This window comes from Microbacterium sp. AK031 (assembly GCF_024807145.1).
Lineage (GTDB): Bacteria > Actinomycetota > Actinomycetes > Actinomycetales > Microbacteriaceae > Microbacterium.
This window is the reverse complement of the sequence record NZ_JANUCA010000005.1, coordinates 202,907-228,863: the sequence shown is the minus strand read 5'-3', so window position 1 is coordinate 228,863 and position 25,957 is coordinate 202,907. Positions and strand designations below refer to the sequence as shown.

Sequence of the window (25,957 nt, the reverse complement as noted above, 5' to 3'; positions counted from 1 at the left end):
GGGGGACCCTGTGGGAGAGTAGGACACCGCCGAACTTCTTTCAGAAGAAACAAAATGGCCACCCAACGCAGGGTGGCCATTTTGCGTTCACCAGGAAGTTGAGAGAATCAGATCATGCCCAATGAGGATGAACGTCGACCGCGACGCGACGACGACTCCAGTGCCCGACGAAACGATCGTCAGGGCCGTCCTCCGCGCACTGATCGCTCGGCTTCCACCGGCGATGCCGGCGCTCCGCGCCGTGACAGCGCACCACGTCGAGACGACTCCGGCGCGCCTCGTCGTGAGGGCGCGTACCAGAAACGTGATGGGGCAACGCCTCGCCGTGATGGTGCCGGTGCTCCGCGCCGCGATGGCGCTCCGCGCCGCGGTGGCGCTGGTGCTCCGCGCCGTGACGGTGCAGCTCCGCGTCGCGAAGGCGGCTACCAGGGCCGAGATGGCGCGCCGCGCCGAGACGACCGCAGTTCCGGTGGGCGCGGTTTCCCGCAGCGCGCCGGTACAGGGCGTGACCGTCCCGACCGTCAGTCCGACGATCGTCCGCGGCACGACGCCCCCGAGATCCCCGAAGAGATCACGCCCGACGACCTGCACTCGTCGGCGCGCAACGAGCTGAAGACGCTGAGCAAGGAGAACGCTGAGCAGGTCGCTCGGCACCTCGCGATGGCTGCGAAGCTGATCGACGAAGATCCCGCTCTGGCCCACCAGCATGCCCTCGCGGCATCCCGTCGCGCAGGCCGCATCGCGATCGTGCGCGAGTCGCTCGGCATCACCGCGTACGCGACCGGTGACTTCGCGCTCGCGCTGCGCGAGCTGCGCACCTACCGCCGCATCTCCGGCAAGGACGACCAGATCGCCCTCATGGTCGACAGCGAGCGTGGCATCGGACGTCCTGACCGCGCACTCGAGACTGGGCGCGCCATTGATCGCTCGAAGCTCGCGACGCCAGTGCGCGTGGCTCTTGCGATCGCCATGTCCGGTGCACGACTCGACCTCGGCGACACCGAGCTCGCTCTCGGCGAGCTGCAGATTCCGGAGCTCGACCCCGATCGTGCCTTCGAGTGGAGTCCAGCTCTGTTCGCCGCGCACGCGGCTGTGCTCGAAGACCTCGGTCGCGACGAGGAAGCGGCCTTCTGGGCCGAACGCGCCGATGTCGCTGCCGACGCACTGGGACTGGGGGACGACGATGAAGACGAGATCTTCGTGGAAGACGGCCTGATCGAAGGCGAGGAGTCCTGAGTGGGACTCTTCTCCAGATCGCGCCCGACTCCGCTCGATGGCGTCGACGTCGTCCTCGCTGACCTCGACGGCGTCGTGTACGCCGGCCCCGGCGCCCTGCCGCATGCGGTGGAGAGCCTCAACCAGGTCGCCAAGACCCGGCGTGTGGGCTACATCACCAACAACGCATCCCGCACCGACGCATCCGTGGCGGAGCACCTCAATTCGCTCGGACTGACCGTCGAGGCCGGCGAGGTGGTCACCAGCCCACAGGCGGCGATGCGCCTGCTTGCGTCCATGGTCCCTGCTCCCGCCACCCTGCTCATCGTGGGTGGGGATGGGCTCGTCGTCGAGGCGGAGAAGGCGGGCTACACCGTCACACGCAGCGCCGAGGACGCACCGGATGCCGTCGTGCAGGGCTTTGCTCCGGAGGTCGCCTGGACCGACCTCGCAGAGGCAGCCTTCGCGCTGAAGGTGCCGGAGGAAGAGGGCGGCATCCCCTGGATCGCCACCAACAGCGACTGGACGATCCCGCGCGAGCGGGGCATCGCGCCGGGCAACGGCACGCTCGTCTCAGCGGTGCACACCGCCGTGGGGCGTCTTGCCACGGTCGCCGGCAAGCCAGAGGTGCCGATCTTCGAAGAAGCCATCGCACGCTTCGGCGCCACCAAGACGCTGTTCATCGGCGACCGCCTCGATACCGACATCATGGGTGCCGTGCGCGTCGGCATCGACTCCGTTCTGGTGCTCACCGGAATCGACCGTCCCAAGCACGTGCTCGCAGCTCCTGAGGGGTCACGGCCCACCTACATCCTCGGTGACCTCCGCGAGCTGCATGAGCCGTATCCGCAGACGGAGCGCAAGAACGGCGCCGTCACCGTGAACGGCGCATCCGTGCGAGTCGTCGGCGGTGACGTCGAGATCCTCGCTGAGGGCTCACGGCAGATCGACCTCGTCCGCGCCGGAGCGACCGCCATCTGGGAATCCGGCACACCGATATTCGTGCTCCGCGTCCCCGAGAAGCTCTATGAGGACCCGTTCCATCGTCCTTGATCCTCTCCATCGCCGTGCCTCACCTTTCCCGTCGGGGCCGCGCCGTAGAGTGGAGTCGTGAGCGATGAGACGACTGCGACGCCGACTGATGGCCTGTGGAGTCGGCTGCGCCTGATTGAAGGGCAGCCGCTGGCCGACCGCGCCGATGCGTACTCGACTCTGCACGACGAGCTCTTCCGACGTCTCGAGAGTGGCACGAAGCTCGACTCCGCCGCCCGTGAGAAGAGCGCTGAGAAGACCCAGTCGGGAGACCCGTGACGCGCCTCGACGCCGCCCTCGCTGCCCGAGGACTCGCACGATCGCGCTCGCACGCAGCCACACTCATCGCTGCGGGCACCGTGAGCGTCGACGGCCGCCCCGTCATCAAGGCCTCTGCCGCGGTGAGCGACGAGGCCGAGATCACTCTCGCCGAAACCGATCACTACGTGAGCAGAGGCGCGCACAAGCTCATCGCAGCGCTCGACACCTTCCAGGTCGCCGTCGACGGACGTCTCGCACTCGACATGGGCGCCTCCACGGGCGGCTTCACGCAGGTGCTCCGCGAACGCGCGGCACGCAAGGTGCTCGCCGTCGACGTCGGACACGATCAGCTCGCAGCATCCATCGCAGCCGACCCGAGAGTCATCTGCGTCGAAGGCTTCAACGTGCGGTACATGACCCGAGAGAACCTTGCCGACACGACCGGTGAGGCGGATGCGCCGGATCTGATCGTCGGTGACCTCTCGTTCATCTCGCTCGAACTGGTCATGCCCGCAGTCGCCGCTGTCGCGGCATCCGGCTCCGATATCGTCCTGCTCGTCAAGCCGCAGTTCGAGGTCGGACGCACGGCCGTGCGCGGGGGATTGGTCACCGACCCCGCCACGCGAGCGGATGCCGTCGCCCGAGTGGTCTGGAACGGGTGGGATTCCGGTTTCGGCATGCTCGGCATCGCAGCGTCCCCGATCCTCGGCACGCACGGGAACGCTGAATTCCTCGTCCACATGGCGCCCGGCAGAGGGAGCAATCCGACACAATGGAGACAGCGGATCGACGAACTGGCGGGAGGACGATGAACGAGCGCAACATCCTGGTCGTCGCTCATGCCGGTCGAGAGGACACGGTCGCAGCAGCCCGTCGCGTCATCGACCTGCTCCGCACAGCAGGGGCGCGTCCGGTGCTCGCTTCAGACGACCGCGCTGAGCTGTCTGCCGTCGACGGAGACTTCAGCGACGTCGACGCACTGGGCGAAGACGTCGCCGTCGACGATCTGGAACTCGCGATCGTGCTCGGCGGTGACGGCACCATCCTTCGCGCCGCAGAACTCGTTCGTGGTGCGAACAGCGCGCCCGTGCTCGGGATCAACATGGGGCACGTGGGCTTTCTCGCCGAGATCGAACGCGACGCCATGGACGACGCAGTTCACCGCGTGATCGCTCGCGACTACGCGGTCGAGGAGCGTCTGGCCCTGGCAGTTCGGGTCAAAGACGCCGCCGGTCAGGTCGTCTTCGAGACATGGGCGCTGAACGAGGCGACTGTCGAGAAGGCGAGCCGGGAGCGCATGATCGAGGTCGTCGTAGAGATCGACGGTCGTCCGCTGTCGAGCTACGGCTGCGACGGTATGGTCATCTCCACGCCGACCGGTTCCACCGCCTACAACTTCTCGGCCGGAGGCCCGGTGATCTGGCCCAGCGTCGAGGCGATCGCCGTCATCCCGCTCTCGGCACACGCACTCTTCGCCCGGCCGCTCGTCGTCAGCCCTGACGCGTCGGTCGCGATCGAGATGCTCGAACGAACCACCGGAACCGGCATCCTCTGGTGTGACGGACGACGCTCGCACGACCTTCCGCCTGGTGCGCGCGTGGTCGCTCGTCGCTCATCGCGCCCTGTGCGTCTCGCACGCCTGCACCCGACCGCCTTCACGGAGCGCCTGGTGCGCAAGTTCCAGCTGCCCGTTGCCGGGTGGCGCGGACAGGACGGGGGAGCGCCGGCGTGATCGAGGAGATGCGGATGCAGGGACTCGGCGTCATCGCGGACGCCGTGCTGCCGCTCGGTCCAGGGTTCACCGCGATCACCGGTGAGACCGGTGCTGGAAAGACCATGGTCGTCACGGGGCTCGGCCTGCTGCTCGGACAGCGCGCCGACTCCGGCGCCGTGCGAGCGGGCGCTGCGCAGGCCTCCGTCGCCGGCGTGTGGATCGTGCCGGAGTCCGGCGCGGTGGCAGACATCGTCTCGGATGCCGGCGGCGATCTCGAGCCGCTCGATGACGGCCGTGGCGAACTGTACGTGTCGCGCACCCTGAGCGCAGAAGGACGCAGCCGCGCCAGCGTCGGCGGACGGGCAGCGCCTGCGGGAGTGCTCTCGTCCCTCGCGGATGAGCTCGTCGTGGTTCACGGGCAGTCCGAGCAGCTGCGTCTTCGTTCGACGGTGGCCCAGCGCGACGCGCTGGACCGCTTCGGCGGTGCGCCGATCACCGATGCCGTGGAGATCTATTCGGCAGCATTCACGCGCTGGCGCGAGCTGGACGCCGAGATCACCGAGATAGTCGAGAACCGTGACCTCCGCGCCGACGAGGCGCAGCGACTGCGCGAGGCGCTCGCGCTGATCGAGGCGACCGCACCCGAACCGGGGGAGGACGTCGCGCTCGCTGAGCGCGCCGAGCGACTCTCCAACGCCGAGGAGCTTCGACTCGCGGCATCCCTCGCGCACAACGCTCTCTCCAGCGAAGAAGGCGAAGCCGACGCATCCGCTCTCATCGCCGAAGCACGACGCAACCTCGAGCGCGCGACCGACCCGGCGCTCTCCGAGATATCCGAGGGAATCGCCGACGTCGGATACCGCATCGCTGATCTCGCCGGCCAACTCTCCGCATATCTCGCCGACCTCGATGAGACAGGGCCGCACGAGCTCGCCGCAGTCGAGGAGCGACGCGCGGCCCTCACCACGCTGATCCGTTCGCACGGCTCGTTGGATGAGACCCTCGAGCTGTGGCAGACGGGTTCTGCAAGACTCGCGGAGCTCGATGACGACGACGATCGTCTGGAGCGGCTGCAGGCAGAGCGAGACTCCGCACGGGCAGCGCTCGACGACGCGGGGGCAGCACTGACGTCAGCGCGGACGGAGGCTGCAGCACGCCTCGGCGCCGCTGTGACGGAGGAACTGCACGCGCTGGCCATGCCGGACGCCCGTCTCGAGGTCGCGGTCCGTGAGGGCGCCGAGAGCACCCACGGACGCGATGACGTCGCGATCCTGCTGGCACCGCACCCTGGGGCTGAACCGCGATCCGTCGCGAAGAGTGCCTCGGGCGGAGAGCTCTCGCGTGTGATGCTCGCGATCGAGGTCGTGATCGCCGGCACAGACCCGGTTCCGACGTTCGTCTTCGACGAAGTGGATGCCGGCATCGGCGGCGCCGCTGCCATCGAAGTGGGGCGGCGACTCGCCCGGCTTGCAGAGACATCGCAAGTCATCGCGGTGACTCACCTGGCGCAGGTCGCAGCCTTCGCCTCCAACCATCTTTCCGTCGTGAAGGCCAACGATGGCGCGGTCACCGCGTCCAGTGTGCGTCGTCTGGAGGGGGAGGACCGGGAAGCGGAGATGGCGCGGCTGCTGTCGGGACTGACCGATTCGGATGCCGCCATCACCCATGCCCGAGAACTTCTCAGCCTTGCGGTCTGAGCGAACTGTTAGGATCGAAGCCCGTGATGAACTCTTCTGACGCGGGGCCCAAGAACGACACGACCAAGCACATCTTTGTGACCGGTGGTGTCGTTTCGTCTTTGGGTAAGGGCCTGACGGCCGCCAGCCTGGGCAACCTGCTCACCGCACGCGGACTGCGCGTCGTGATGCAGAAGCTCGACCCGTATCTGAACGTCGATCCGGGCACGATGAACCCGTTCCAGCACGGTGAGGTGTTCGTCACCGACGACGGTGCGGAGACCGACCTCGACATCGGGCACTACGAGCGGTTCCTCGACATCAACCTGTCGCAGGCCGCCAACGTCACGACGGGCCAGATCTACTCGCAGGTGATCGCGCGTGAGCGCCGTGGCGAGTACCTCGGCGACACCGTGCAGGTCATCCCGCACATCACCGACGAGATCAAGCGCCGCATGCGCCTGCAGGCGGGCGAGACTCCGAAGCCGGACGTCATCATCACCGAGGTCGGCGGCACGGTCGGCGACATCGAGTCGCAGCCGTTCCTCGAGGCGGCGCGTCAGCTGCGCCACGAGCTCGGACGCGACAGCGTGTTCTTCGTGCATGTCTCGCTCGTGCCGTTCATGGGTGCCTCCGGCGAGCAGAAGACCAAGCCGACGCAGCACTCCGTCGCAGCACTCCGCCAGGTCGGCATCCAGCCGGACGCGCTGGTGCTGCGCAGCGATCGTCCGGTCAGCGACAGCAACCGCAACAAGATCGCGCTGATGTGCGATGTGGATGCCGAAGGCGTGATCAACACCGTCGACCTGCCGAGCATCTACGACATCCCGTCGACTCTGAACGACCAGGGGCTCGACTCGTACATCGTGCGCCGGCTCGGGCTCGACACCAAGGCCGCATCCGAGGTCGACTGGTCGCGCTGGCAGAAGGTGCTGCAGGCCGTGCACAACCCGAAGCACGAGGTCACGATCGGCCTGGTCGGCAAGTACATCGACCTTCCGGACGCGTATCTCTCCGTCACAGAGGCACTTCGGGCCGGTGGCTTCGCTCACGAGGCGCATGTCAGCATCCGCTGGATCCCGTCCGACTCCTGCGAGACGCCGGAGGGCGCAGCCAAGGCGCTGTCGGACGTCGACGGCATCTGCGTGCCAGGTGGATTCGGCATCCGCGGCATCGAGGGCAAGCTCGGCGCGTTGAAGTTCGCCCGCGAGCAGGGCATCCCGACGCTCGGCCTCTGCCTCGGACTGCAGTGCATGGTCATCGAGTACGGCCGCAACGTCGCAGGCATCGCCGGTGCCTCCTCGAGCGAGTTCGACCCCGAGACCTCGGAGCCCGTCATCGCGACGATGGCCGAGCAGGTCGAGATCCTCGACGGCGGCGACCTCGGCGGCACCATGCGTCTGGGCCTCTACGAGGCAGAACTCGGCGAAGGCACGCTCGCGCGCGAGCTGTACGGCACCGCACAGGCATCCGAGCGTCACCGCCACCGCTACGAGGTCAACAACACGTACCGCGACCGCCTGTCCGATGCGGGGCTCGTGTTCTCGGGCCTGAATCCCGCCCTCGACCTCGTGGAGTACGTCGAGCTTCCCCGCGACGTTCACCCGTACTACATCGCCACGCAGGCGCACCCCGAGCTGCGCTCGCGTCCGACGGCACCGCACCCGCTGTTCCGCGGCCTGATCGGAGCGGCGATCGAGCGTCACCGTTCCAGTGAGCTGTTCGACGTCTCCGCCGATGACTGAGACGTCGGTCACGGCGTCGCTGCTGCGAGACGAGCCGTTCGAGCCGGAGGTCGTGAGCAGCGACGTCGTCTACAAGGGCTGGGTGTGGGACGTGCGTTCCGACCGCATCGCGTACGGCGGCGGGGAGATCGTCCGCGAGTACGTGGATCACACCGGAGCGGTCGCGGTGCTCGCCCTGGATGATGACGGCCGGGTGCTCCTGATCCAGCAGTACCGGCATCCGATCAGACACCGTGATTGGGAACTTCCCGCCGGCCTTCTCGACATCGAGGGAGAAGACCCTCTGGTCGCCGCGCAGCGCGAGCTCGCGGAAGAGGCCGACCTCGTCGCCCGCGATTGGCAGATGCTGGTGTCGACCTGGACGACGCCTGGCGGCAACAGTGAGATGATCCGCATCTACCTGGCCACAGGCATCGAGGCCGCACCGGCCGCATATGCCCGCGAGGATGAAGAGGCCGATATCCGAGTGGAATGGATTCCGCTCTCGGATGCTGTCGACGCCGTGCTCGACGGGCGACTGCGCAACGGCATCCTGTCCCTCGGCGTTCTCGCGGCCGAGCGGAGAATGCGGGACTGATCGTGCGCCTGGATCGTGCGATCGACGCCTACCTCAGGCACGTCACGATCGAGCGCGGGCTCTCCGAGCACACCGTCGGGGCGTATCGCCGCGATCTCGACGTCTACCTCGACTGGCTGACCGAGGCGCGAATCGATGACACGACGGCGGTGACCGGCGCGATCATCAGCCGATTCATCTCCGACCGTTCGAGCCAGGTGCCGCCGCCGGCGGCGACGAGTCTCGCCCGCCTGCAGTCATCCGTGCGCGGTCTGCACCGCTTCCTCATACGCGAGGGAATCGAGTCGGAGGACCCGACAGGCAGACTGCGGCCGCCCAAGATGTCGCAGCGGCTGCCCAAGGCGCTCACGATCGATCAGGTCGAGCGGCTGCTGGCAGCGCCATCGGCGGAGGAGCCCATCGGCATCCGCGATCGTGCACTGCTGGAGCTGCTCTACGCGACGGGCGCGCGTGTGTCCGAAGCAGTGGGCCTGGATGTCGACGACCTCGCACATGGCGACGTGCTGCGCCTGCGCGGAAAAGGGTCCAAAGAGCGCATCGTGCCGATCGGGTCCTTCGCGCGGAATGCCGTCGATGCCTATCTCACTCGCGTGAGGCCCGCCCTCGCGGCGAAGGGCAGGGCGTCCGCGCGGCTATTCCTCGGAGCGCGCGGTGCGCCGCTGTCACGCCAGAGCGCCTGGCTGGTGATCCGCGCCGCGGCCGAGGCCTCGCACATCACGTCCGAGGTCTCACCGCACACGCTGCGGCACTCCTTCGCCACGCATCTGCTGCAGGGCGGCGCCGACGTACGCGTGGTGCAGGAGCTGCTGGGGCATGCATCCGTCGCGACGACGCAGATCTACACCCATGTGTCGGTCGACACGCTTCGCGACATCTACGCGACCTCGCATCCGCGCGCGCGGTGACGGAAGGCAGATCAGTGAGCAGGAATGCGGCGGCGCGCATCGCAGAGGCCGCTGCGGTGCGTCCCAGCGCTCGCCAGCTCGCCTGGCAGCAGTGTGAGTTCTACGGCTTCATCCACTTCGGAATGAACACGATGACAGACCGGGAATGGGGATCGGGCCACGAGGACCCTGCTCTGTTCGACCCTGAGGAGGTGGATCCCGCTCAATGGGTCGCTGCGGCCGAGTCCGCCGGGATGCGCGGGCTCATCCTGACCTGCAAGCACCACGACGGCTTCGCGCTGTGGCCCAGTGCGCACTCGGCGCACACAGTCGCCGCCAGTCCGTGGCGCGGGGGAAGCGGCGACCTCGTGCGGGAGACGGCCGAGGCATGCGCGGCGGCAGGGCTTGCATTCGGCGTGTACCTGTCGCCGTGGGACCGCACCGAGACGACCTACGGCTCCGGCGCGGCGTATGACGACTTCTTCGTCGCTCAGCTGACGGAGCTGCTGACCGCCTACGGTCCGATCTTCTCGGTATGGCTCGACGGAGCCAACGGCGCGGGCGCCGACGGAAGGACGCAGTACTACGACTGGGAGCGCTATTACGAGGTGGTGCGCGGGCTGCAGCCGGATGCGGTGATCAGCGTGTGCGGTCCTGACGTCCGCTGGTGCGGAAACGAGGCCGGCCGCACTCGCCTGGACGAGTGGAGCGTCGTGCCGGCGTCGCTGCAGGATGCCGAGCGCGTCGCCTCACGCTCTCAACAGGCCGACGACGGGGAGTTCTCCCGACTCGTCCGCTCGGACGAGGACGACCTGGGCAGCCGCGATGCGATCACCGCCGTGTCGGACGAGCTGATCTGGTATCCCGCGGAGATCAACACGTCGATCCGTCCCGGGTGGTTCCACCACCCGTCAGAGGATCACCGCGTCCGCACGCCGGAGGAGCTTTTCGAGATCTACCGCCGCTCGGTGGGCGGCAACAGCACGCTCCTGCTGAACATCCCGCCCGATCGGCGGGGACTCGTCACCGAGCCCGATCTCCAGGTGCTCTCCACCCGCGGATCCCTCATACGAGATCTGGCCCGTCGTGACGTCGCGAAGAACGGAGACTGGCAGGCATCCAGCGGTGACATCGCTCCCGGCTTCCGGGTATGGACACCGTCCGAGAACGACCCGGCCCCGTCCATCCGGATCCGCTGGGACGAACCGGTCACGATCGACGGCATCATGGTCGCTGAGGACATCACCCGCGGTCAGCAGATCGACGAGGTCCTGATCATCGGGCTGACGGCCTCGGGCGTGCCGCGGAAGCTGGCACAGCTTCGATCGGTCGGCTATCGACGCATCGTGGACGTGCCGGCGCAGCCCATCACGGAACTCATCGTTCAGATCGATGCCGCTCGTGGACCGGTCACGTTGAGTGGACTCGCCGCACTCCGTCCCTCCGACCTCACAGCGTCCTGACGCGGCAGACGGCGCGCGCGTGTGCGGGATCGCCGGGTGTGAAACACCGTGGATCGGCGCATGATCGCTAGAATCGAGCAAGCACGAGGGAAGCAGGAGAATCGGTGGCTCAGAAAGTGGCGAAGTCCAAGGGCAAGACGTCGAACGTCGGCGACACCCCGATGGGACCCACTGGGCGTCCGTACCACGGCTTTGCCACACCCGTTCCGCTCGACTCGCACGGCCCTGCTCGCATCATCGCACTGTGCAACCAGAAGGGCGGGGTCGGCAAGACGACCACGTCGATCAACCTTGCCGCGGCGTTCGCCGAGTACGGCCGCAAGGTGCTCGCCGTCGATTTCGACCCGCAGGGTGCGCTCTCCGCAGGTCTCGGCATCCAGACTCATGACGTTCCCACGATCTATGACCTACTTCTCGACACGAAGCGCGACGTGCACGATGTCATCGTGCCCAGCGGCGTGGAAGGGCTCGACGTCCTTCCCGCGAACATCGACCTGTCGGCCGCCGAGGTGCACCTGGTCAACGAGGTCGCCCGTGAGACGATCCTGGCGCGCGTGCTGCGACAGGTGGCGGCGGAGTACGACGTCATCCTGATCGACTGCCAGCCTTCCCTCGGTCTGCTCACGGTGAACGCACTGACTGCGAGCCACGGCGTGCTCATCCCGCTGGAGTGCGAGTTCTTCGCCCTGCGTGGTGTGGCACTGCTCATCGAGACGATCGAGAAGGTGCGCGATCGCCTCAACCCCGACATCAAGCTCGACGGGCTCCTCGCCACGATGTACGACGCGCGCACACTGCATTCGCGTGAGGTGCTGGAGCGCGTCGTCGAGGCATTCGGCGACGACGTGCTGGAGACCGTGATCGGTCGCACCGTGAAGTTCCCCGACGCATCGGTGTCAGGGGTGCCCATCACCGAATTCGCGCCGGAGCATGCCGCCGCACAGGCGTACCTGCGACTGGCGCGGGAGCTGGTCGCCCGTGGCGCCGTCGCTTGAACCGATTGAGCCTGTTGAGTCCGATTCTGGGTTCCGCGTCTCGCTGACGAACTTCGACGGCCCATTCGACCTCCTCCTCAATCTCATCTCGAAGCACGAGATGGACATCACCGAGGTGTCGCTCAGCGCGGTGACGAACGAGTTCATCGCATACCTGAAAGAGATCGACGGCGACGATAAGGAGCTCGACCAGGCATCCGAGTTCCTCGTCGTCGCAGCGACGCTGCTCGACATGAAGGTCGCCGGGCTCCTGCCGCAGGGCGAGCTCGTCGATGCCGAGGCCGTCGCTCTGCTCGAAGCGCGTGACCTGCTGTTCGCCCGTCTGCTGCAGTACCGCGCGTTCAAGGAGGTCTCCACCTGGTTCGCGCGCTGTCTGCAACGTGAGGATCGCCGCCATGTGCGGGCCGTGCGTCTGGATGAGAAGCACCGCGCTCGGACGCCGGAGCTGGTGTGGACACTCAGCGCGGACGACTTCGCGGCCATCGCGCTGCTCGCTTTCGCGCCCAAGGAGATCCCCAGCGTCGGGCTCGATCACCTCCACGCTCCACTGGTCAGCATCCGGGAGCAGGCGGCGATCGTGGTGACGCTGCTGCGCAGCGCCGAATCCCTGACGTTCCGCGAGCTGATCGCCGGCTCCACGGAGCCGGGCATCGTGGTCGCGCGATTCATCTCCGTGCTCGAGCTGTACCGGCACGCGGCGCTGTCCTTCGAACAACTGGAACCGCTCGGCGAGCTGACGCTGCGCTGGGCCGCCGACTCCTGGTCGGACGAGACACTTGCGAGCCTGGGGGCCGATTATGACCGATGAGACGCCTGTCGACACCGTGACCGAGACGCCACTGACCGAGAAGCTCGAGGCGATCCTGCTGATCATCGATGAGCCGCTCGGCCTCGTCGCTCTCGCGGCGGCGGTCGCCGCCCCGGTACCCGCCGTACGGCAGGCCATCGAAACGCTCGTCGAGGACTACGACGGCAACGGCCATGGCCCTCGCCGCGGATTCGAGCTGCGTGAGGTCGGCGGTGGCTGGCGGCTGTACGTGCGAGACGATCACGACGCGCTGGTCGCCGAGTTCGTCGGCGGTCAAGCCCCGGCTCGCCTTTCACAGGCGGCCCTCGAGACGCTCGCGGTGATCGCGTACAAACAGCCGGTCACCCGTAGTCAGGTGGCGTCGATCCGCGCGGTGAACGTCGACTCCGTCGTGCGCACACTGCTCGCGCGAGGACTCATCACCGAACTGTTCGCCGATTCAGAGACCGGCGCCATCAACTACGGCACCACAGACGCGCTGCTGCAGAACCTCGGCATCAACTCGCTCGACGAGCTGCCCCCGATCTCTCCATTGCTCGACGATGGGGCAGACGGATTCGAAGAAGGAACCATACGATGACTGACAACCCGACCGACTCGCCAACCGCGCCGGAGGGCGTGCGACTGCAGAAGGTGCTCGCCGCTGCGGGCGTCGCATCCCGGCGGGTGGTGGAGCAGTACATCGTCGAAGGACGTATCCGCGTCAACGGCGTGGTCGTGGAAGAGCTCGGCCGGCGCATCGACCCCGAGACCGACCTGGTCGACGTCGACGGGACCGCGATCCAGCTCGACGTCTCCAAGCGCTACGTCATGCTGAACAAGCCCACCGGCGTTGTCAGCACCATGAAGGATGAGAACGGACGGCCGGACCTCCGCCGTTTCACGGAGGACTACGAGGAGCGGCTCTACAACGTCGGTCGACTGGATGCCGAGACCAGTGGCCTGCTCATCCTCACCAACGACGGCGAGCTCGCGCATGTTCTCGCGCATCCGTCGTTCGGCGTCACCAAGGTCTACATCGCGAAGGTCGAGGGCATCGTGACGGCTCAGACGATCGCGAAGCTGACGAAGGGGTTCGACCTGGAGGACGGTCCGATCAAGGCGGACAAAGCGCGACTGCTCGACACTTCGAAGGTCGGTTCGGAATCGAGCTTGGTAGAGCTCACCCTGCACTCCGGACGCAATCGGATCGTGCGCCGGATGATGGCCGCCGTCGGCCACCCGGTCACTGAACTCGTCCGCCGCCAGTTCGGCCCGCTCCACCTGGGAACGCTCCCTGCGGGGAAGACGCGAGAACTGAGTAAAATCGAACGTGGTGCGCTGTTGACTCTCGCGCGCCATGATTCCCCTGCGGACGCCACGCCGGGAGACGTCCAGGAGACCGAGTGAGCGACACGGCCAGAACCAATGGCAGCGGCATCGCGCCGCGGCTCTCGGGGACGGTCCGCATCGTCGGCGCCGGTCTGCTCGGCGCGAGCATCGGGCTCGCACTGCGCGCCAAGGGCATCGACGTCGTGCTGTCGGACACTTCGCCTGCTCAGCTGCGTCTCGCGATCGACTACGGCGCAGGACGCGTCGAGCGCGAAGACGACGCTCCGGCGCTCATCGTCGTGTCCGTGCCGCCGGACGTCACAGCCGACGTCATCCAAGCAGAGCTCGACCGATTCCCGCAGGGGGTCGTGACCGACGTCGCGAGCGTCAAACTCGAGCCCTTCCGTGCGCTGAAGGAGCGCGGCGTCGACACCACCCGTTACATCGGCTCGCACCCGCTCGCCGGACGCGAGCGCGGAGGAGCGATCTCGGCACGAGCCGATCTGTTCATCGGACGCCCATGGGTCGTCTGCCGTGATCAGGAGACGCGTGCTGCCGACCTCGCCCTCGTCGAGTCGCTGGCCCTCGATGTCGGGGCGATGCCGCTGGAGATGACCCCCGAGGAGCACGACAGCTCGGTCGCACTCACCTCGCACGTGCCACAGGTCGTGGCGAGCCTGCTGGCCGGACGATTCGCGACGGCAGACGAGGGCGCGCTGCGCCTCGCCGGACAGGGTGTGCGCGATACGACGCGCATCGCGGCATCCGCCCCTGAGCTGTGGGTGCAGATCCTCGGGGCCAACGCGCAGCCGGTCGTGGAGATCCTCGATGCACTCGCTGCCGACCTCAGAGAGGTGTCGGATGCGCTGCGCGCGCCCGATGAGCCGGGTGCGAGGCGAATTGTCGCCGAGTCGATCCGCCAGGGCAACGACGGCGTGGAGCGGCTGCCGGGCAAGCACGGGCAGAACCGGAAGTTCGAGCAGCTCGTCGTCATGGTCGACGACAGGGCCGGCCAGCTCGGCCGCCTGTTCGGGGAGCTCGGCGAGCTCGGAGTGAACGTGGAAGATCTGCGCCTGGAGCATTCGCCAGGCGCGCAGTTCGGCCTCGCAGAGATCAGCGTGGCCCCGGCCGCGCTGCGCGGTGCGATCGACGGGCTGCAGGAGCGCGGATGGCGCATTGCAGGAGCGACCAATGAGTGAATTCATCGCGATCGACGGGCCGGCCGGTTCGGGCAAGTCGAGCGTCTCGAAGGCCGTCGCCCGTTCGCGCCGCTACGGATACCTCGACACCGGCGCTGCCTACCGTGCGCTCGCCTGGCACGTCCTCGACCGCGGCGCCGAAACGGATGACGCCGATGCGGTCGTCGCCGCGGCATCCGATTTCGATCTTCGTCTCGGTCTGGACCCCGACGACCGCACCGTCGCGATCGGTGACAGCGACATCACTGCCGCGATCCGCGAGCCGCGGGTGTCCGAAGCGGTCAGCGGCGTCGCCCGTGTGCCCGCCGTGCGCGAGCAGGTCAACATATACTTCCGCTCGCTGGTGGCGGCGGCCTCTTACCCGGCCGTCATAGTGGAAGGACGCGACATCACGACAGTGGTCGCGCCTGACGCGCCGGTGCGCATACTTCTCACCGCCGCCCCTGAGGTGCGGGCGGCCAGACGCGCCGGCGAACTCGCCGGCGAGAACGCCGCTGTCGTGGCCGAAGCGCTGCACAAGCGTGACGCCTCGGACAGCGCTGTCGTCGACTTCCTCAACGCCGCAGAAGGCGTGGAGGTCGTCGATTCGACGCACCTCGATTTCCCACAGACCATCGACGCCGTACTCGCGGTGATCGAACGAAAGCAAGGAGCGGAACATGGCCGCTGAAGAAGAATACGAAGGCGGTCCCGACCGCCTCGCCGAGAAGATGGACGAGCTCGACGAGCAACTCGCCGAACAGCGTGCTGAGGCTCTGCGCGCCGGTCTCGCCGACTACGACCTGGATGAGGATGACGCCGCGCTGCTGGCCGGCATCACGCAGGGGGAGGGTGGGATCGAGTTCCTGCCTGCGCTTCCTGTCGTCGCGATCGTCGGACGCCCGAACGTGGGCAAGTCCGCCCTCGTGAACCGCATCCTCGGGCGCCGTGAGGCCGTCGTCGAGGACACCCCCGGCGTCACCCGCGACCGCGTGACGTACAAGGGCGAATGGAACGACCGGCGCTTCTCGTTGGTCGACACCGGCGGGTGGGAGCCGGACGCGAAGGGCATCGACCGCGCGGTCGCTGCCCAGGCCGAAGTCGCGATCGACCTTTCGGACGTCGTGCTGTTCGTCGTCGACGCGATGGTGGGGCCCACCTCCACCGACGAGCACGTCGTGAAGCTGCTGCGCAAGAGTGGCAAGACGGTTTTTCTCGTCGCCAACAAGATCGACGATGCCCGTCAGGAGCCGGAGATCGCTTCCCTGTGGAGCCTCGGTCTCGGCCAGCCGTACCCGACCTCGGCCGTGCACGGCCGCGGAGTGGCCGATCTGCTGGATGCCGTGCTCGAGAAGCTGCCGTCCATCTCGTCGGTGGCGAAGTACGAGATCGGCGGTCCGCGTCGGGTCGCGATCCTCGGACGCCCGAACGTCGGCAAGTCGTCGCTGCTGAACAAGGCTGCCGGCGAAGAGCGCGTGGTCGTCAACGAGCTGGCCGGCACCACCCGTGACCCGGTCGACACGGTCGTCGAACTCGGCGGCAAGCTGTGGCGCCTGGTCGACACCGCCGGCATCCGCCGTCGTGTGCACCTGTCGCAGGGCGCGGACTTCTATGCATCGCTGCGCACGTCAGCAGCGCTGGAGCGCGCCGAGGTCGCCGTCGTCGTCCTCGACGTCTCGGAGACGATCAGTGAGCAGGACGTGCGCATCATCGACCTCGTGCTGGAATCCGGCCGGGCCCTCGTGCTGGCGTTCAACAAGTGGGATCGCCTGAACGATATCGACCTGGAGAACGCGGATCGCCGCCGCTACCTGGAGCGCGAGATCGAGCAGGACCTCGCTCACGTCGCTTGGGCTCCGCGGGTGAACATCTCGGCGAAGACCGGTCGTCACTTCGACAAGCTGGTGCCCGCGCTCGAGACGGCGCTGGAGAACTGGGATCGCCGCATCCCGACGGGCAAGTTCAACGCCTTCATCTCCGAGCTCGTCGCCGAGCACCCGCACCCGCTGCGTGGCGGAAAGCAGCCGCGCATCCTGTTCGGCACGCAGGCGTCGACGCGCCCGCCGACGTTCGTGCTGTTCACGACGGGCTTCCTGGACCCGGGCTACCGCCGCTTCATCCAGCGCCGCCTGCGCGAGCTGTACGAGTTCGACGGCACTCCGATCGTGATCAACATGCGCGTGCGGGAGAAGCGCCAGCGCTGATCGCCGAGCGCACAGGGTAGACAGAACGGTAACCAATCGGTTACCGTTCTGTCGTGGATGTATTCGGAGCGATCGCTGACCCGGTCAGGCGCGAGCTGCTGCGGCGACTCGTCCGTGGCCCCGCGCGCGTGGTCGACCTCGCGGCTGATCAATCGATCTCGCGCCCGGCGATCAGCAAGCACCTGCGTATCCTGAGCGATGCCGGTCTGGTCCGTGCCGAGGTCAGCGGACGAGAACGGCACTACGCGATCGCTGTCGAACCGTTGGCTGCGGTGGACGAGCTGCTGCGCGCGCTGACGATCGACCGAGCCCCCATCACGGCCCATCATCTCGACGCCCTCGACACCGAGGTTCACCGAGCCGCACGAGATCGCAGACGCAGTGAGTCCACATCGAACAGCGCCCATTCGAAGGAGGACATCGCATGACCCTGACAGGACGATTCGACGGCACTCAGCACACTCTGGTGCTGACGCGGCAGTTCAAGACCACGATCGACGACGTGTGGGCGAGTATCGCGGAATCCGACCGTTTGAGCCGCTGGTTCGGCACGTGGACCGGAGACCCATCCACCGGAACGGTCTCGGTGGCGATGAACGCCGAAGCCGAGCCGATGCCGGCGGTACCGTACGAGATCCGGCGATGCGAACCGCCGAAGGCGCTGTCCGTCCGCGTGACCGACGAGTACGGCACCTGGAGTCTGACGGCCGAGCTCACCGCGGTCGACGGGACGACCACACTGGTGCTGACGCAGGAGGATGTCGACGCTGAGACGCTCGAGCAGACCGGTCCCGGCTGGGAGTGGTACCTCGACAGACTCGTCGCCGCGGTTCACGCCGATCGGATGCCGACGCTGGAGGATTTCGAGACGATCCACGCTCCCATGAGCCGCGAGTACGCCGCGCTGGTGCAGCCGACCGTCTGACTGTTGCCCGGGGGCGCAGTTGGTGGTGCAATGGAGGTGGATGCCGTAATCACGCGGCACCCACAGCCGCGCCCACAAGGCCCGCCGAAAGAGGATGCGATGACGCACACCCTGCCCCTGCCCGATTTCACCCACGAACGCGTGGAGGTGATCACAGGCCGACGCAGCGGCCTGTTCATCGCCGTGGCTCTGCACTCGTCTGTGCTCGGCTCAGCGCTCGGCGGTGCGAGACTGTGGACGTACCCGCATTGGAGCGACGCTCTCGGCGATGCCCTGCGGCTCTCTGCCGCGATGACGTTGAAGAACGCGACCGCTGGGCTCGATGCCGGTGGCGGCAAGGCCGTCATCCGGATGGAGACGGGCACTGTGCTCGACGCCGAGCGGCGCCGTGCCGCGTTCCTCGATCTCGGCGATGCCGTGGAGTCCTTTGACGGGCTGTACCGGACGGCGGAGGACGTCGGATCGACCATGGATGACATGGCGGTCGTCGCCGAGCGGACGACACACGTCGTCGGTCTTCCGGATGCATCCGGCGGATCGGGCGAGCCGGCCGGACCCACGAGCCTCGGCGTCTATGAATCGCTGCGTGCTGTGCTGGAGCGCACGACCGGCTCAGCAGATGTCGCAGGCCGGCGGATCACGATCTCGGGGCTCGGCCAGGTCGGCGGACGTCTCGCCGTGCGGCTCTCCGCGGAAGGTGCGCTGCTGACAGTCACCGATGTCAACCCCGAGCGCCGTCACCTCGCCGGGGAACTCGGCGCCACATGGGTGGAGCCCGGTGAGGAGCACCTCGTCGCCTCGGACGTCTTCGTGCCGGCCGGTATCGGAGGGCTGCTCACGGATGAGGTCATCGATGCGCTCGACACGGCGGCGGTCTGCGGGCCCGCGAACAACCCGCTCGCCTCGCACAGCGGCGCCGACCGCCTAGCCGCGCGCGGCATCCTGTACGCGCCCGACTTCGTCGTGAACGCCGGCGGCGTGATCTACCTCGATCACGAGGCCAAGAAGCGGGGTTCCCGCACAGAGATCATGGATCGCGTGACGCACATCGGCGACACGGTGCGCCGGATCCTCGCCGACTCCGAGGCGCGCGGGATCACACCGCTGGCTGCTGCGGAAGAGCTCGCCGCTGAGCGCCTGCGTGCCGGTGCGGAGACGCCAGTGCTGCACTAAATGGGCTCGTCGCTCTGAGTGTCGTAGGCATATGACACGATTTCCGAAGGAGGTCATATGCCACACTCGACCGACGAAGTTCACTCATTCGAAGCCCGCGCGTCCGCTGCAGATCTGGATGACCTGCGCGCGCGGATGCCACTCCGCTGATCCTGACGCACGGCTGGCCGGGCAGCATCGTCGAGTTCGTCGATGTGATCGATGAGTTGGCAGATCCTGAAGACGCCGGCGCACCCGCGTTTCACGTCGTGGTCCCGTCACTGCCGGGGTTCGGGTACAGCGACAAGCCGACCAAGACCGGGTGGGGCGTCGAGAAGATAGCGGCCGCACGGGTGGAGCTGATGGGAAGGCTGGGCTACAGCAGGTTCGTCGCCCACTGCGGAGACTGGGGAGGCAACGTCACCACGGTTCTTGGCGGCAGCTTCCCGGAGCACGTTCTCGGTATCCACACGACGTTCGCGCTGGCGCCGCCGGGGATGACGACGGATGCTCTGACGGCGGTCGAACGCGAATGGACCGAGGAGACGCGCGATTTCTGGCAGCATCACCGTGCGTACGCGAAGCAGCAGGCGACCAGGCCTCAGACCATCGGCTATTCGCTCGTCGACTCACCGGTCGGGCTTCTCTCCTGGCTTCTGGACAAGTTCGCTGGTTGACGCGAACCGGTGCGTCGGCCGCGCGCATCTATTACGAGAGTCCTCACTCGCTCGATCCCGATCTTCGAGTGGACGTCCCGTCGGCCATCGCCATGTATCCCGGTGACATCGAGTCGCGCACTCCTCGGGCCTGGGCGCAGGAGCGGTATCGACAGATCGTTCGCTGGAATCTTCCGGATTCCGGGGGACATTTCCCGTCGCTGGAAGTACCCGAGTATTTCGTCAGGGACCTGCGGGAAGGCCTTGCGGCCGTACTGGCCGCCGCTCTGTGAGCGGGCTCAGCTAGACGCCGAACTCGTCGCGGACGCGATCGCGCAATTGGTGGCTGCACCCGGTGACGGCTTCGTTCCAGGTGTTGTTCGCGTCATCCTGGGCGCGGTCGGACACCGCCTTCCAGATGCGGATCGGCACGCCGAACTGCGTCGCGACCCAGGCGTACGCGTATGACTCCATGTCCACGAGCTGACCGCCGAGTGCGCGGATGCCGACGACAGCATCCGCGTCGTCGATGAAGCTGTCGCCCGTGGCGATGGTGGTCGTGCCTTTGCCGAGGATCATACGCGGCGGCATCGAGACGTGCTGGCCGGCCACGCCTTCTTCGTCCCGGACGTCGTGCTGAAAGGCGACGTCGATCTCGTACACGCCGGCATCGAGGTCGGGATCGAGGGCGCCGGCGGTGCCGACCACGAGGATCTCGTCATAGGTGCCGGCGTCGAGCGCGCGGGTCAGGCCGTAGGTGGCTTTGAGCTTGCCGGGTCCGGTCACGAGACGGTCGAAGCCGTCCAGTGGTCCGGAGAAGGCGACGAGTTCGGATTCGAGGGCGGCGACGAGAAGCTTCACCGCTTCATTGTCCCAGACACGGGTTACGTCTCGCGTCGGTCGGAGGCGCACAACGGCGGATGCTGTGAAAGGCTGGAGGGGTGACGATCGTTCCTCCTGCACCCGGTGAACCGCGGCGCCCCGACGGGCCGCGCGATCCCGGCGACGCCTGGGTCGTCGCCGACACGGGGGAGAAGTACTGGGGCCGGTTCGGCGCCGCTGGTCTTCTCGCCGTCGATGCCGAGCGCGGCATTCTGCTTCAGCATCGGGTGAGCTGGAGCCATTTCGGTGGAACCTGGGGGCTGCCGGGTGGCGCACTGCATGAGGGCGAGTCGGCCATCGACGGGGCGCTGCGCGAGGCGACCGAAGAAGCGGGAATCCCGCCCGGTGCCGTCGAAGTCCGTTTCACGAGCGTGCTGGATCTGAAGATCTGGTCGTACACCACGGTCGTCGCCGATGTGGTCGAGCAGTTCACGCCCGTGATCAGCGACCCGGAGAGCGTGGCGCTCGAGTGGGTACCGCTGGACGAGGTCGCCGATCGTCCGCTGCATCCGGGTTTCGCAGCATCCTGGCCGAGCCTTCGCGCCGAGCTCGACTGACCGTACTCGGCAGCGCGTCAGTAATCGTCGCGCCCGCGCAGCTTGTCGATATCGCGGCGCTCACGTTTCGTCGGACGCCCCGCGCCGCGATCTCGCATGCCCATGATCGCCTGCGGTTCGCGTGGAGGTGTGCGCTCGTCGTAGGCAAGGGCGGCGACCGGTGCTCCCACGCGCTTCACGAGCGTCTGTCGCACGACCAGGATGCGATCGAAGCCGCTGATGCGCACGCGCAGTTCATCGCCGGGCTTCACGGTCTGAGCGGCCTTGGCCTTCTCGCCGTTCACGCGCACATGCCCGGCGCGGCATGCGGTCGTGGCGGCCGAACGCGTCTTGTAGACGCGGATCGCCCACAACCAGCTGTCCACCCGGACTGGCTTGGTCATCATCGGATTCTGTGCGGTCATCGGGCGCTGCGCTTTCGGAGTGCCACGAGAGCGCCGGCCACGATGAGGCCCTGCCCGAGCGTGTAGGTGAGCATGACGAGCGGGCTGGTCCAATGCGGCATGACGTCGGCGAGGAAGAGCCGGAAGGCGAGCACGGTGTCGCTGAGGAGGAAGAACACGCCGCCGGTGGCGATGAGCGGATGACAGCGGGCGGCGAAGGCGGCCGTGCCGCCGAGGACGACCCCGTACGCGGCGACGGCTGGGAGGAGCGCACCGGTGTGAGGGCCGAGCGTGATGATCATGGCGATCCACCATGCGGCGTATACGAGCGCCCACCACGGCATCCGGCGCACGCTCAGCACCCGGATGAACACCACGATGTATGCGATATGGGCAAGCCCGAAGAAGAGCAGCATCAAGGGCAGCTCGGGGCCGGCGGGGAAGAGTGCGCCGGCGCCGTCACCGAGCCATGAGAAGACGATCGCTGCGAGCAGCAGCCCGATCGCGAGCACGGGGCGAAGTCTGAGCGACACGATGACCGGTACGGCGAGAAGCGGCATCAGCCAGAGCTTGGTGGGAGGTGCGATGTCGCTCTGCAGGGCGAGGGCTGCGACGTGCACGAGCGACATCGCGATGTACGGGAGGAACGCCCAGGGGAGGAGGGTTCTCATCGGGACGCTGCGCTGCATCCCTCCATCGTAGAGCGGCTTCGTCAGGCGACTTCGAGGGTGACGAGGGGACGCTCCGGCTTCGGCCCGGGGATCTCGGCGAATCCGGCGGCGAGGAACGTGGAGAGGGCGCCGTGGAACAGGTCGTTCACGCGGACGTTCGTCTTGGCCGTGTCGATCGGATAGCCCTCGATGACGCGAGCCCCGGAGCTTCGTGCGAACTCGATGGCCGCGTCGAGAAGGGCGGCGTTGAGACCCTTGCCGCGGTGTTCCTTGCGGACGACGAAGCAGCTGACCGCCCACACGCTCTCGTCATCGAGCGCTTCGTGGGTCGTGGCAACGATGTTGCGTGTGCGCGCGAGGCGGCGTTGCGCCGGTCGTCGCCCGACGCGGACCCAGCCGGCAGCGTCGCCGTCGACATAGGCGACGATGCCGGGCGGGCGATCGGATGCCACCTCCTGCTGGAACAGCTTCGTGCGCTGGTCGAGGTCGGTGGTCTCCCATTCCTTGTTCGTGAGCACCGGCCATACGCATTGGCAGCTGCGGCCGTCGCCACCACCGCTGAGAGCGTATTGGATGTCGTCCCAGACGTCAGGGCTCGCGAGCGTCGTCGTGATCGTCGGCATGTCGGGCAGGCTACGCCGCATCACCGACACGGGCAAGAGTGACGGTTCGCGATGGCGCCCGGGTGCGGCTAAGATAGTGGAGTTGCCTGCGCGAGAGCGGAGGACAACGGGCTGTGGCGCAGCTTGGTAGCGCACTTGACTGGGGGTCAAGTGCGGTAGCGGCTGGTTCAGCCTGAAAGGTGAACAACGGGATGTGGCGCAGCTTGGTAGCGCACCTGACTGGGGGTCAGGGGGTCGCAGGTTCAAATCCTGTCATCCCGACAGAAAAGCCCAGGTGAGAGCATGTTTCTCGCCTGGGTTTCGTCGTCTCCGTGATCCCCTTCGGAGCGGTTTATGGAAACATCCCACCGTGGCTGCCGATGTCCATCGCGCGACCCACGAACTGCGCACCTGTGGCACGTTCCGGCGGTTTCATCAATGCCGCAGGCCGGCTCCGATTCGTGATAATCGCGGAATATCGCGACGTTGATTCTAGCTATTGGCCATCGATGGATTGAGCGACAAGACTGGGTAAATGCGCCATACGAGCAGCCCCATGTTCCTCGCTCAACGGATCGACGTACAGTAATGGCTACCATCGCGTCGATCGCCGTGATCCCCGGGGATGGAATCGGACAAGAGGTCGTCCCTCCCGCGATGGCATGCGTCGATGCCGCGCTCGCCCGTCACGAGCACAGCGTGAGGTGGACTCCGCTCGAATGGGGCTCGGACCTGTATCGCCGGACCGGGAGCATGATGCCCTCCGATGCGATCGAGAAGATGGCGCACCACGACGCGATCTTTTTGGGCGCGGTCGGCGCGCCCGATATTCCCGACACCGAAACGCTGTGGGGGCTGTTGATTCCGATCCGGCGTGAGTTCGAGCAGTACGTCAACCTGCGCCCCGTCAGAGCCCTTACCGGGGTGACCAGCCCGGTCGCGGGCGGCGACCAGCTGGACGTCGTGATCGTGCGCGAGAACAACGAGGGCGAGTACTCCGAAATCGGCGGTCGTGCGTATCGGGGGCGCTCACAGGACATGGCGATGCAAGTCGATGTCTTCACCAGGAAGGGCATCGAGAAAGTGGCCAGCTTCGCCGCCGAGTACGCACGCAATCGCCGCGGCAGGATGACATCGGCGACCAAATCCAACGGGATCATCCATTCGATGCCGTTCTGGGATGAAGTAGTCGCCGAAGCCGCGCTGCGCCATGACATCGAAGTCGAGAGCATCCTCATCGATGCGCTTGTGGCGAAGCTGGTGTCGCATCCGTCGCATTTCGACGTGATCGTGGCGTCCAATCTGTTCGGAGACATTCTGTCGGACCTCGCGGGCGCCGTTGCCGGTTCGATCGGGGTCGCCCCCAGCGCGAATCTCAACCCGGAGCGCCGCTATCCCTCACTCTTCGAGCCGGTGCACGGCTCTGCGCCCGACATCGCCGGCAAGGGAGTCGCGAACCCAATCGGGCAGATCTGGACAGGCGCCCTGATGCTCGAACACCTGGGTCAGCACGCGGCCGCCGCGGACCTGATCTCTGCCTTCGAAGCCGTCATCGCAAACGGGGTCCGCACTCGCGACCTCGGCGGCACGTCTTCCACTCAGGATGTCCGCGACGCCGTGCTGGCGCAACTGGCCCATTGAGCTCGACTCGCATTTACCGAAAGGCACGCCGATGACGATCGCAACGACGAATCCGACCACGGGGATCGTGGAGAAGACCTTCGAGCCGCACACGGCTGCGGAGATCGAACGCCGCATCAGTCTCGCCGACAGCGCAACTCGCAGCCTGCGCACCACCACTTTCGCTGAGCGCTCGCGCTGGATGCGCACGGCTGCGGACCTTCTCGAAGCCGACGGTGATGCCGTCGCGAGGATCCTCACCCTCGAGATGGGCAAGCCGTTTACTCAAGCCCAGGCGGAAGTCCTCAAATCGGCCAAAGGGCTGCGGTTCTATGCGGAGCACACCGAGGAGTTTCTTGCGCCCGAACGAGTCGAGGATCCGTCATCGGTCAACGCGAGTTATGCCGGGACGCGCTACGAGCCCCTCGGCGTTGTGCTTGCGGTGATGCCGTGGAACTACCCGATGTGGCAAGTCCTGCGGTTCGCCGCGCCGGCCCTCATGGCGGGAAATGCCGGCCTCCTCAAACACGCGTCGAACGTTCCGCAGTCTGCGCTCTACCTCGACACCTTGTTCCTGCGTGCGGGCTTCCCACCCGGATCATTCGCTTCGCTCCTGATCGGTTCACGCGACGTCGCCGATGTCATTCGCGATCACCGTGTTAAGGCCGTGACTCTCACCGGCTCGGAACACGCCGGCCGGGAGGTTGCCGCGACTGCCGGTCGTGAGATCAAGAAGACGGTGCTGGAGCTCGGCGGATCAGACGCCTTCGTCGTTATGCCGAGCGCGGACCTTGATGAGGCCGTAGACGTCGCGGTCCTGACACGAACGCAGAACAATGGGCAGTCCTGCATCGCGGGAAAACGATTCATCGTGCACGCCGACGTCTACGAGCGGTTCGCCGCGATGTTCGCTGAACGACTGGCAGCGCTGACGGTGGGGGATCCGATGGATCCTGCCACCCAGATAGGGCCGCTCGCGACGGAGTCGGGCCGTGATGAACTCTCAGAACTGGTTGAAGACGCCAAGGCCAAGGGCGCGGCCGTGCTCGCCGGAGGCGTTGTGCCCAATCGTTCAGGGTGGTTCTATCCGCCGACGCTGCTTGCCGACTTGAACGATGACATGCGAATCGTGATGGAGGAGGCGTTCGGGCCGGTGGCGTCTCTCTACCGCGCAGATGATCGGCAGCAGGCAGCCGACATCGCCAATCAGACGACGTTCGGTCTGGGCTCGTCAGTCTGGTCGACCGATCCCGACGATCATGAATTCTTCACCAGTACCCTGGATGCCGGTGCGGTGTTCATCAATGGCATGACCGCCTCTTTTCCCGAGCTGCCTTTCGGAGGCATCAAGAGCTCGGGTTACGGGCGGGAACTCGCCGCGGTCGGCGTGCGCGAATTCTGCAATCTCAAGACGGTGTGGAGGAGATAACGCTCCGCGATGTAGCG

Annotated in this window: 28 protein-coding genes, 1 tRNA gene and 1 pseudogene; 26 read left to right on the top strand and 4 right to left on the bottom strand. The window is 66.9% G+C overall.

Going from position 1 to position 25,957, the window contains the following annotated elements; genetic code table 11:
• Positions 1 to 114 precede the first annotated feature (114 nt).
• The 22 genes from HDC95_RS11745 (at position 115) to HDC95_RS11640 (ending at position 20,089) form a co-directional block, all read left to right on the top strand.
• Positions 115 to 1,236, top strand: a complete 1,122-nt coding sequence (locus tag HDC95_RS11745) for a hypothetical protein (RefSeq protein WP_259063684.1) — start codon at positions 115 to 117, stop codon at positions 1,234 to 1,236.
• Complete coding sequence (locus HDC95_RS11740) at positions 1,237 to 2,268, top strand: HAD-IIA family hydrolase (RefSeq protein ID WP_259063683.1); 1,032 nt, start codon at positions 1,237 to 1,239, stop codon at positions 2,266 to 2,268. It begins immediately after the preceding gene.
• A 57-nt stretch (positions 2,269 to 2,325) separates the two neighbouring features.
• Positions 2,326 to 2,526, top strand: coding sequence for a hypothetical protein (locus HDC95_RS11735; RefSeq protein ID WP_259063682.1), 201 nt, complete (start codon positions 2,326 to 2,328; stop codon positions 2,524 to 2,526).
• The gene (locus HDC95_RS11730) at positions 2,523 to 3,320 is read left to right on the top strand and encodes a TlyA family RNA methyltransferase (RefSeq protein WP_259063681.1); all 798 of its coding nucleotides are present in this window, start codon (positions 2,523 to 2,525) and stop codon (positions 3,318 to 3,320) included. Before HDC95_RS11735 ends, HDC95_RS11730 begins: the two co-directional genes overlap by 4 nt.
• Positions 3,317 to 4,240, top strand: a complete 924-nt coding sequence (locus HDC95_RS11725) for an NAD kinase (RefSeq protein WP_259063680.1) — start codon at positions 3,317 to 3,319, stop codon at positions 4,238 to 4,240. Before HDC95_RS11730 ends, HDC95_RS11725 begins: the two co-directional genes overlap by 4 nt.
• Positions 4,237 to 5,919: a DNA repair protein RecN gene (recN, locus tag HDC95_RS11720; protein ID WP_259063679.1), complete on the top strand. Its 1,683-nt coding sequence runs from the start codon at positions 4,237 to 4,239 to the stop codon at positions 5,917 to 5,919. Before HDC95_RS11725 ends, recN begins: the two co-directional genes overlap by 4 nt.
• Before the next feature lie 26 nt (positions 5,920 to 5,945).
• Complete coding sequence (locus HDC95_RS11715) at positions 5,946 to 7,643, top strand: CTP synthase (RefSeq protein ID WP_259063678.1); 1,698 nt, start codon at positions 5,946 to 5,948, stop codon at positions 7,641 to 7,643.
• Positions 7,636 to 8,220 carry an NUDIX hydrolase gene (locus tag HDC95_RS11710; protein WP_259063676.1) on the top strand — a complete coding sequence of 195 codons (585 nt, stop codon included), beginning with the start codon at positions 7,636 to 7,638 and terminating at the stop codon, positions 8,218 to 8,220. The genes HDC95_RS11715 and HDC95_RS11710 overlap by 8 nt, the downstream gene beginning before the upstream one ends.
• A gap of 2 nt (positions 8,221 to 8,222) precedes the next feature.
• A complete protein-coding gene (gene xerD, locus HDC95_RS11705) occupies positions 8,223 to 9,125 on the top strand; it encodes a site-specific tyrosine recombinase XerD (protein WP_259063675.1) in 903 nt (300 codons plus the stop codon).
• Positions 9,126 to 9,139: 14 nt separating this feature from the next.
• Positions 9,140 to 10,567, top strand: a complete 1,428-nt coding sequence (locus HDC95_RS11700) for an alpha-L-fucosidase (RefSeq protein WP_259063674.1) — start codon at positions 9,140 to 9,142, stop codon at positions 10,565 to 10,567.
• Positions 10,568 to 10,728: 161 nt separating this feature from the next.
• Entirely contained in the window at positions 10,729 to 11,562 is an 834-nt protein-coding gene (locus tag HDC95_RS11695) for a ParA family protein (protein WP_259063700.1), read from the top strand.
• Positions 11,498 to 12,370 (top strand): ScpA family protein, encoded by an 873-nt coding sequence (locus tag HDC95_RS11690; protein WP_371131175.1) that lies wholly within the window; start codon positions 11,498 to 11,500, stop codon positions 12,368 to 12,370. The genes HDC95_RS11695 and HDC95_RS11690 overlap by 65 nt, the downstream gene beginning before the upstream one ends.
• Entirely contained in the window at positions 12,360 to 12,950 is a 591-nt protein-coding gene (gene scpB / locus HDC95_RS11685; RefSeq protein WP_259063672.1) for an SMC-Scp complex subunit ScpB, read from the top strand. The genes HDC95_RS11690 and scpB overlap by 11 nt, the downstream gene beginning before the upstream one ends.
• Positions 12,947 to 13,759, top strand: a complete 813-nt coding sequence (locus HDC95_RS11680) for a pseudouridine synthase (protein ID WP_259063671.1) — start codon at positions 12,947 to 12,949, stop codon at positions 13,757 to 13,759. The genes scpB and HDC95_RS11680 overlap by 4 nt, the downstream gene beginning before the upstream one ends.
• Positions 13,756 to 14,880, top strand: a complete 1,125-nt coding sequence (locus HDC95_RS11675) for a prephenate dehydrogenase (protein ID WP_259063670.1) — start codon at positions 13,756 to 13,758, stop codon at positions 14,878 to 14,880. Before HDC95_RS11680 ends, HDC95_RS11675 begins: the two co-directional genes overlap by 4 nt.
• Positions 14,873 to 15,550, top strand: coding sequence for a (d)CMP kinase (gene cmk / locus HDC95_RS11670; RefSeq protein WP_259063669.1), 678 nt, complete (start codon positions 14,873 to 14,875; stop codon positions 15,548 to 15,550). Before HDC95_RS11675 ends, cmk begins: the two co-directional genes overlap by 8 nt.
• A complete protein-coding gene (der, locus tag HDC95_RS11665) occupies positions 15,540 to 17,063 on the top strand; it encodes a ribosome biogenesis GTPase Der (RefSeq protein ID WP_259063668.1) in 1,524 nt (507 codons plus the stop codon). Before cmk ends, der begins: the two co-directional genes overlap by 11 nt.
• A 53-nt stretch (positions 17,064 to 17,116) precedes the next feature.
• Positions 17,117 to 17,491 carry a metalloregulator ArsR/SmtB family transcription factor gene (locus HDC95_RS11660; protein WP_259063667.1) on the top strand — a complete coding sequence of 125 codons (375 nt, stop codon included), beginning with the start codon at positions 17,117 to 17,119 and terminating at the stop codon, positions 17,489 to 17,491.
• A complete protein-coding gene (locus HDC95_RS11655) occupies positions 17,488 to 17,988 on the top strand; it encodes an SRPBCC domain-containing protein (protein WP_259063666.1) in 501 nt (166 codons plus the stop codon). The genes HDC95_RS11660 and HDC95_RS11655 overlap by 4 nt, the downstream gene beginning before the upstream one ends.
• 99 nt (positions 17,989 to 18,087) lie before the next feature.
• Positions 18,088 to 19,161, top strand: coding sequence for a Glu/Leu/Phe/Val dehydrogenase family protein (locus HDC95_RS11650; protein WP_259063665.1), 1,074 nt, complete (start codon positions 18,088 to 18,090; stop codon positions 19,159 to 19,161).
• A gap of 194 nt (positions 19,162 to 19,355) precedes the next feature.
• The gene (locus HDC95_RS11645; protein ID WP_259063664.1) at positions 19,356 to 19,817 is read left to right on the top strand and encodes an alpha/beta fold hydrolase; all 462 of its coding nucleotides are present in this window, start codon (positions 19,356 to 19,358) and stop codon (positions 19,815 to 19,817) included.
• Positions 19,814 to 20,089 (top strand): hypothetical protein, encoded by a 276-nt coding sequence (locus HDC95_RS11640; RefSeq protein WP_259063663.1) that lies wholly within the window; start codon positions 19,814 to 19,816, stop codon positions 20,087 to 20,089. Before HDC95_RS11645 ends, HDC95_RS11640 begins: the two co-directional genes overlap by 4 nt.
• Before the next feature lie 10 nt (positions 20,090 to 20,099).
• Here the strand turns inward: HDC95_RS11640 and HDC95_RS11635 are convergent, their stop codons facing one another.
• Positions 20,100 to 20,657, bottom strand: a complete 558-nt coding sequence (locus HDC95_RS11635) for a nucleoside phosphorylase (RefSeq protein WP_259063662.1) — start codon at positions 20,655 to 20,657, stop codon at positions 20,100 to 20,102.
• Positions 20,658 to 20,737: 80 nt separating this feature from the next.
• Between HDC95_RS11635 and HDC95_RS11630 the strand changes: the two are divergent.
• A pseudogene (locus HDC95_RS11630) lies at positions 20,738 to 21,229 on the top strand (NUDIX domain-containing protein); the annotation flags it as partial.
• A 23-nt stretch (positions 21,230 to 21,252) separates the two neighbouring features.
• Here HDC95_RS11630 and HDC95_RS11625 read toward each other — a convergent pair.
• Genes HDC95_RS11625 through HDC95_RS11615 form a run of 3 tightly spaced genes read right to left on the bottom strand, consistent with a single transcriptional unit; the run spans position 21,253 to position 22,912 of the window.
• The gene (locus tag HDC95_RS11625) at positions 21,253 to 21,618 is read right to left on the bottom strand and encodes an RNA-binding S4 domain-containing protein (protein WP_259063661.1); all 366 of its coding nucleotides are present in this window, start codon (positions 21,616 to 21,618) and stop codon (positions 21,253 to 21,255) included.
• A gap of 17 nt (positions 21,619 to 21,635) precedes the next feature.
• Positions 21,636 to 22,307: a lysoplasmalogenase gene (locus tag HDC95_RS11620; RefSeq protein WP_259063660.1), complete on the bottom strand. Its 672-nt coding sequence runs from the start codon at positions 22,305 to 22,307 to the stop codon at positions 21,636 to 21,638.
• Positions 22,308 to 22,330: 23 nt separating this feature from the next.
• Complete coding sequence (locus HDC95_RS11615) at positions 22,331 to 22,912, bottom strand: GNAT family N-acetyltransferase (protein WP_259063659.1); 582 nt, start codon at positions 22,910 to 22,912, stop codon at positions 22,331 to 22,333.
• A 187-nt stretch (positions 22,913 to 23,099) separates the two neighbouring features.
• On the opposite strand from HDC95_RS11615, the gene HDC95_RS11610 reads away from it, so the two are divergent.
• The 3 genes from HDC95_RS11610 (at position 23,100) to HDC95_RS11600 (ending at position 25,940) form a co-directional block, all read left to right on the top strand.
• Positions 23,100 to 23,173 (top strand) — tRNA-Pro (locus HDC95_RS11610).
• A 306-nt stretch (positions 23,174 to 23,479) separates the two neighbouring features.
• A complete protein-coding gene (locus tag HDC95_RS11605; protein WP_259063699.1) occupies positions 23,480 to 24,532 on the top strand; it encodes a tartrate dehydrogenase in 1,053 nt (350 codons plus the stop codon).
• A 31-nt stretch (positions 24,533 to 24,563) separates the two neighbouring features.
• Positions 24,564 to 25,940: an NADP-dependent succinic semialdehyde dehydrogenase gene (locus tag HDC95_RS11600; protein ID WP_259063658.1), complete on the top strand. Its 1,377-nt coding sequence runs from the start codon at positions 24,564 to 24,566 to the stop codon at positions 25,938 to 25,940.
• Positions 25,941 to 25,957: the final 17 nt, after the last annotated feature.